The sequence below is a fragment of the Streptomyces sp. NPDC001443 genome (assembly GCF_053597355.1).
Genome location: NZ_JBSFIA010000010.1, coordinates 196,230 through 202,649, shown reverse-complemented (window position 1 = coordinate 202,649; position 6,420 = coordinate 196,230). Strand labels below are relative to the sequence as shown.

Genomic DNA, 6,420 nt, shown 5'->3' with positions numbered 1-6,420 from the left:
CGTTCCTGGTTTTGACCGACATCTCCAGGCACCTCAAGCCAGCAATGCTGCCAGCACTGACCGACATTCGTTCTTCGTTCTCACCTATGCAGCCACACACCCCGTTCCCCGAACGCCGGCAACCCCGCTGCGTGGTCCTGGGCTGGGACACCGAGGTGTTCGGCTGTCCGCTGCCCGACTACGTCGGCACCGCGCAACTGCTCTGGGGATGCGTGCTGTTCAATGCCGGGCGGTTCGATCCCGCGGTCTTCGACGGCCCGGATGGCGAGAAGTTCAACCGGGCGATCAGCCGGGAGACGGTTGTGAGTGTCATCGAACGGCACTTCGCCACCGACGTGGCTTCCGTCAAAGCAGCCGAGAGGCAGACCGTGGATAGCCTGGGGAGGGTGGCCGGTGGCAAAGCGGCCCAGCTGCGGCGCTTCACGTACAACCCGCTGCTCGGCCGGCCGGCGGTCACCGGCTTCGGCCCCGGCCTGCTGTGTCCCTCACCGCAGCTGGTCTGGCGCAAGGCGACCCCGGCCGGCATTTATCACACGGGACGGGAGCACTTCGGAACTGGCTTCCTGCGGGAGACCGGGTATCTCTTCGAGGAGTACGTCGGCCGCCAGCTCCGCCTGATACCGGAGGCTGAGGTCATCGGTGAGATCACCTACCGGGTCAGGCGCGACGAGCGGCTCAGCGTCGACTGGATCGTCGTCCTCGACGACCTCGTGCTGCTGGTGGAGGTCAAGTCCATGATGCCGACCGAGAATGCCCGGCTGGGCTTGGAAAAGGGGGTGGCAGAGACCGACGGCAAACTGGCTCGCGCCTACCGACAGGTCAACACCACCTCGGCCCAGATCGACGAGCGCAACCCGGCATTCGCTCGCATTCCGGCCGACCGGCCGCGCCAGGCGCTGATCGTCACCCTTGAGCCGTTCCCCATCGCCAACGCCAACCTGCCCCACGTGGACCTGCCCGTCCCCGATATTCCGACCACGGTCGTCGGCGCCCAGGAGATCGAACGCCTGGTGACCCTGACCGACATCACGCCCAGCTCACTGCTCCTGGAACGGGCGGCAGACCCCCAACGCTCCACCTGGGCTCTCAACGAATGCCTCACCGGACACGAAGGAGGCCGCAACCCGGTCCTTGATCAGGGATGGGCGTCCTACCCCTGGGCGACAGCCCGGCTGCCATCCGTCCCGGAGCGGTTCAAAGGCGATGAGCCCGAATACAACGAAGCCGTCAGCATGAGCACCAATCCATCCTGACGAGCCGCATGACGAAGCCCCGACCGACGGGGCTTCGTCATGCTGTCAGGTGTCACGCGCGAATCACAGACCCCGTGGACACCCTTCCGGCACAGGATCCCGAAACTGGACGTACATGTCTGCATAGGACTGGACGGACGGTCCTGGACGGCTCCTACGACATGTGCCATGTGGGACCGTCATAGCTCACGACGGATGGCCAACGCCGCACGTGGCCACGGCGAGCGGACTATCGCTCAACGCCATCAGCGTGCGGGATTCGGCGTACAGGGCGGTATCGGCCGATGACCATGTCACACCAGAGTGCGAGCGGACGCAGTAGGCGGCACCCCCTCTTCTCGGCTCCGACCGCTGAGTGGCACCGGGCGGCCACCCAGTCCGAGGGATCGCATCGGCCAGGATCCGGACCATTCCCGGGCCAGCATTCCTGTCAAAGCCGAGACGGGCACTGTTTGCGCTGGTCAGCGACGCGCTGCCTCTGTACCACCAGCAGACGAAGAACCTGCTGCCCCCAGGACGAGCGTCCTTCTGCCTTTCGGCGGCCTGCAGGATCGGCATCTCTCGCGCCATTCAACTCCCGAGCGCCTGGACACTGTTGTCTTGTTCCTACAACAACGGAGCTTCGCCCCGGAGACCTTCCCGCTTAGAGAGCATCTGATCTATGTAGCTGGTAGTTAGGGATGATTTTGTGACCACGGGCGTTGGTGGTCGTTGGGTGAGGTGTGAGTGCTCGTCGCCCGTACCGCAGTGATGTTTCCGACGCCCGCTGGGCTTTGATCGAACCGGTCTTCACGGCCTGGCGAGCCGGCCGGACCGGCCCTGGCACGGCGGCTCGGGTCCACGACTTACGGGAGATCGTCAACGCGATCCTCTACGTGAATCGCACCGGCATTCCGTGGGAGTACCTGCCACACGACTTCCCTCCCTACAAGACCGTCTACGACTACTACGCAAAGTGGGAAGCGGACGGCACGACCCAGCAAGTTCACGACCTGTTACGCGACAAGACCCGGCGAGCCCATGGCCGCAGGGCCGAGCCGACCGCAGCCGTGATCGACGCGCAGAGCGTGAAGACCTCGGCAAACGTGGCCGAGACCAGCCAGGGCATCGACGCCGGCAAGAAGATCAAAGGGCGCAAGAGGCACCTGATCACCGACACCCTCGGCCTGGTCCTGGCCGTCCTCATCACTGCCGCGAACGTGCACGACACCGTCGGCGGCAAACACCTCCTCGACGACCTGGCCGCGACCCATCCCACCGTGTCCAAGGTCTGGGCGGACGGCGGATACCAGAGCAGCATCCTCAACCACGGCGCCTCGCTCGGCATCGACGTGGAAGTGGTCCAGAGACCACGGACGAAGGGCTTCGAACCCCTGCCGAAACGCTGGGTGATCGAGCGGACCTTCGGCTGGCTCATGCAGCACCGCCGACTCGCACGGGACTACGAAGCCCTCCCACAGAGATCCCGCACGATGATCCACTGGGCAATGGCTAACAAAATGTCCCGCGAGCTAACCGGAGAATCCACCCCAACCTGGCGAACCGAAACAGACATCCCGCCCGTATCTGCGTGAACACTGATCAGATGCTCTCTTAACGAAGCGGCTCTCGCCAGGCCTGCAGGCGGCGCCCGGCAGCTCGGCTCACGACGCGTGAACAGCCAGACTTGGATCTGGCGAAGGAGGACAGGTCATCATCTGACGTATCGTCAGAAAAGTCAGCAAAGGTTCTGCCAAACCCGGCCACAGACGTCCAAACTTTGGAATGGCGACACCGGCCCTACTCATCGAAAGCCGAGCGGAGCGGGTAGTGCGAAGGCCGGTGACGCACGCCGCGGGCGGAGGCCCTGAAGCCTCCGCCCGCAGTGCTCACTGTGACACGTCTGCGCAGCTCAGCGCACCCTCCCCCGCGGCTTCAAGGGCAGCGGAGGAAGCTCCGGGGCGGGTAGTGGGGCGCCGTCGTAGCCCTTCACCTCGCCGAAGCGGGTGCCCGTCATCCAGTCGGTGCGGGCCTGTTCGATCTCCTGTTGGGTGCGGCCGATCCAGTTCCAGTGGTTACGCAGACTCCGGCCACATGATCGCGCGCTCGCGGCACGCAGCAGGGTGGAGCCCGCTACACCATCAGTTGGGGAGGGCGCCTCCTCGTGCCGACAACCCCGGAACGGAATCGTTGAGACCAGCTGACCACAGCGCTCACAGCCCTCCGTCCCAAGGGGAAATATGATGACGTCGCCGCTCGCGTCGAATCCGGTCACGACGCGCACAGCGCGACGCACACAGCGAGCGAAGGCTGCCGCGTGGAACAACGCAGGCCGACCGGGAGCCCCCTCTGGCCGGCTCTCCTCCTTCATCCGCTTCATGGTGTGCGGCGGCGGTGTCGGACTCGCTTCCAGCCCGGCAGTGACACTCCTGGCCATACATATGCCGTGGATGATGGCGAACGCACTGATCACGGCCGCCTCCACTGTGCTCTGCACAGAACTGCATGCGCGGTTCACCTTCGGCACTGGACAGCGTGCTGGCTGGCGGCAGCACTGGCAGTCCGCCGGATCGGCCACAGCCGCCTACGCGGTCACCTCGGCCGCAATGCTCCTTCTGCACGCCACGCTCGCCTCACCCGGAGCACTATGGGAACAGAGCGTCTACCTCGGGGCCTCCGCACTTGCCGGGATCGGGCGGTTCATCGTGCTCCGCCTGTTCGTCTTCGCCAACGGCAAGCGGAGCAGCTCCCCCACGTCCGCACCCGAAACCACGAGGCCGAAGACAGCCCTACGGCTCGGAGGGACAAAGGTCAGCACCCCGGTCAGCTCGCCTTCCGCTGAAGTGCCCATCAGTCGAGGCGCTCGGGACCACGGCGTAGATCCACTCACCACCCCCACCCGCCGGTTCCGCAGGGATTCATCAAGCCTCTCCGGCTCAGGCTGTCGCCACGCCTCCATCAGCAGGCAGCGCAACGCAAACGGCATCGCTTGGCTTGCCACGCCCCTACGCTGGCTCACCCCGGTGGCTACCGTCGGCTGACCTTTTACCCCCTGACAAGCGGAGCACACTCGGAGCGACAGGGCCTCCGTATCCGTCCGATGCGGTCTTCGAGCAGCCCCCAGCCGCCGGTCCATACCGTGACCGGCCGCGCGACATGGCGCTGCGGGCGGTGACCGAGGGTGTGCCCGCCTGCAGCCACTGCCGACCCGACATCGCCCTCGGCATCCTCGACTGAGATCAAGCGGCTACGGCTGATGGGGCTGGGCGCCGCGCCATCCCACCACCGGACGTCGTCGGGAACGTCGGTGCCCAGGCCTTGCGAGAGGACAACCAGGTCATGGTCGCTGGGCGATGCCGGGAACCTTGTCACGGCTCGCCGCCTGTCCCGACCAGCCTGTCACCGTCGGCTCCCGTCCGTGGCAGAGAGTCCGGTCCCGCCGCTACGGGGGATTGCGGCGGGCCCGGACTTCTTGCCACGTTCCCATATCTCGGCCCCGGTGCACGGCATTCCCGCCCGGCCGGTCGCGGCCCGGACGAGTGGGGTGTCTGATCAGCTGAGGAGCGCGGCCGTCCAGTCCGTGACGATGGCCTGCTGCGCGGCGGCGAGGGTGACCTTGCCAGAGCAGACAGCAGTGTGCAGCTTCGACGAGTGCTACGCCCCCATCCTCAGAGCGCCGACGAGATCGCCCGGGCCAAGGAGGCTGTGAGCATCTGTCCCGGCCGGGCACTCTCGTTAAAGGACCGCGCCACGCATTGCAGAACTGACCCACCTCACAGACCGAGGAACGACAGGGAGGTGACGTCGACTCTTCCCGCCCTTCCGGATCGCGCACCACTCGACCGCTCGCGTCACCTGCGCCCGGACATGACGAAGGACGCGTACTCGTCGTCCGCGGCCGCGGCGAACATGCCGAGCAGGGCTCGACTCGCACGCTCCAACTCACCGGACAACTCGCCGTCGGCCACGATCTGGGTCCAGGCGTCCTCGGCGTCGAGTGCCACCTCGACAACGGAGTGTCCTCGACGGCGTGCGCAGGCCAGGGCACCGGTGATCAGGGCGACCTGATCGTCCGCGTGACCGGGACGGGCGTCGAAGACTCCGTGCGGTCCGCCGGGGAAGAAGAGATTCGGGAAGCCCGCCGTCATGACCCCCAGGTAGCTGCGCGCCCCCGCCGCCCACGCCCCGTTCAGTTTGAGGCCGTCACGCCCCCGAACCGCGAGCCGGCGCAGGGGTCCACCGCCATCGCCGGAAGGTGCTTCACCGGGCCCGTGCAGCAGTTCCGCAGACCCGACGCCGTCGCGTTCGTCCTCGCACACGACGACCCCGCCGAGGCGGCTGGCATTCTCGTGAGCCTGTCGGCCGAGGGCGCCGGCCGAGGCGCGGACCCCGGCGCCGACGAGCATCCCGGCAGCCGCCTCCTCGCGTATGTCCCGGTCCAGTCCCCGCTCTATCGGAAGGGGAACGACTCCGGTCGCCGCGACCAGGAAGCGCGCACGGTACACGATGCCCTGCATGGTCGTCACCGCCCAGCAGGCCGTCCCTTCCTCGTACCGGGCGGACGCCACCCGGACGCCGAGGCGGATGTCGCGGCGCAGTCCCAGACGGTCCACCGCGTCGTTGAGCCGCCCCTCGATGGTCGGCCACCCGGCCGGTGGCCGGGGCACCGGCCGGGTGGCCCCGTACGAAGGTGGCGGAGGACGCCTTTCGACAGGTCGAGCCGCTCGGCGTCGAGGCGGTTCCAGTACCAGACACCTCCCACGCCGAAGCCGGCCTCCAGGAGCACCGTGGAGAAGCCTTCCTCTCGCGCGCGTTGCAGCTGGCCGAGTCCCGTGGCGCCCGCTCCGATCACCAGCACGTCGGTCATCTGCGTCGCCGCTGTACCGGGCTGGTCGGCTCGGTGGATGGATCGTTCTTCCGAGGCGTTCATCAGCGCGCTCAAGAAGCCTCCTCATGCCCGGCGACCACTGTGTCGCCGCTGCTCATCGGGGTTATACCGATCGGTCGAAGAATCAAACGCACAGTAACGGACTGCTGCCGCCGCGACAATGCTGCTGTCACCGGTTGCTTCACGCCGGCGGCGCGGGCCGCCTGCGGGCACGGCGATGATGTTGGTCCTCGCTACACTCCACCGATACCCGAAGCACCGCCGGGCCGGCGGACGCGAAGGGCGGCACAACGTCGGCGG

The 6,420-nt window shown here is 67.0% G+C and carries 5 protein-coding genes and 2 pseudogenes; 4 read left to right on the top strand and 3 right to left on the bottom strand.

Annotated features, from left to right (window positions below; all coding sequences use genetic code 11):
- Together ACWC24_RS14370 and ACWC24_RS14365 are read left to right on the top strand one after the other, a co-directional pair.
- Nucleotides 1-1,253: hypothetical protein (locus ACWC24_RS14370; RefSeq protein WP_450663105.1), on the top strand; the 1,253-nt coding region annotated here is incomplete at its 5' end.
- 722 nt (nt 1,254-1,975) lie between these two features.
- Nucleotides 1,976-2,827, top strand: a complete 852-nt coding sequence (locus ACWC24_RS14365) for an IS5 family transposase (RefSeq protein WP_450663104.1) — start codon at nt 1,976-1,978, stop codon at nt 2,825-2,827.
- Between the two features lie 317 nt (nt 2,828-3,144).
- Here the strand turns inward: ACWC24_RS14365 and ACWC24_RS14360 are convergent.
- A pseudogene (locus ACWC24_RS14360) lies at nt 3,145-3,309 on the bottom strand (pirin family protein); the annotation flags it as partial.
- A gap of 163 nt (nt 3,310-3,472) precedes the next feature.
- Here ACWC24_RS14360 and ACWC24_RS14355 point away from each other — a divergent pair.
- Nucleotides 3,473-4,273, top strand: coding sequence for a GtrA family protein (locus ACWC24_RS14355; RefSeq protein WP_450663103.1), 801 nt, complete (start codon nt 3,473-3,475; stop codon nt 4,271-4,273).
- Between the two features lie 115 nt (nt 4,274-4,388).
- Nucleotides 4,389-4,469 (top strand): DUF6233 domain-containing protein, encoded by an 81-nt coding sequence (locus tag ACWC24_RS14350; protein WP_450663121.1) that lies wholly within the window; start codon nt 4,389-4,391, stop codon nt 4,467-4,469.
- Nucleotides 4,470-5,083: 614 nt separating this feature from the next.
- On the opposite strand, the gene ACWC24_RS14345 is transcribed toward ACWC24_RS14350, so the two are convergent.
- Nucleotides 5,084-5,899 (bottom strand): hypothetical protein, encoded by an 816-nt coding sequence (locus ACWC24_RS14345; protein ID WP_450663122.1) that lies wholly within the window; start codon nt 5,897-5,899, stop codon nt 5,084-5,086.
- A 56-nt stretch (nt 5,900-5,955) separates the two neighbouring features.
- A pseudogene (locus tag ACWC24_RS14340) lies at nt 5,956-6,099 on the bottom strand (NAD(P)-binding protein); the annotation flags it as partial.
- Nucleotides 6,100-6,420 lie beyond the last annotated feature (321 nt).

Bases quoted from the DNA above. Each gene is read 5' to 3' on its own strand.
- ACWC24_RS14355 (WP_450663103.1), top strand. From the start codon at position 3,473: ATGATGACGTCGCCGCTCGCGTCGAATCCGGTCACGACGCGCACAGCG.
- ACWC24_RS14350 (WP_450663121.1), top strand. From the start codon at position 4,389: ATGGCGCTGCGGGCGGTGACCGAGGGTGTGCCCGCCTGCAGCCACTGC.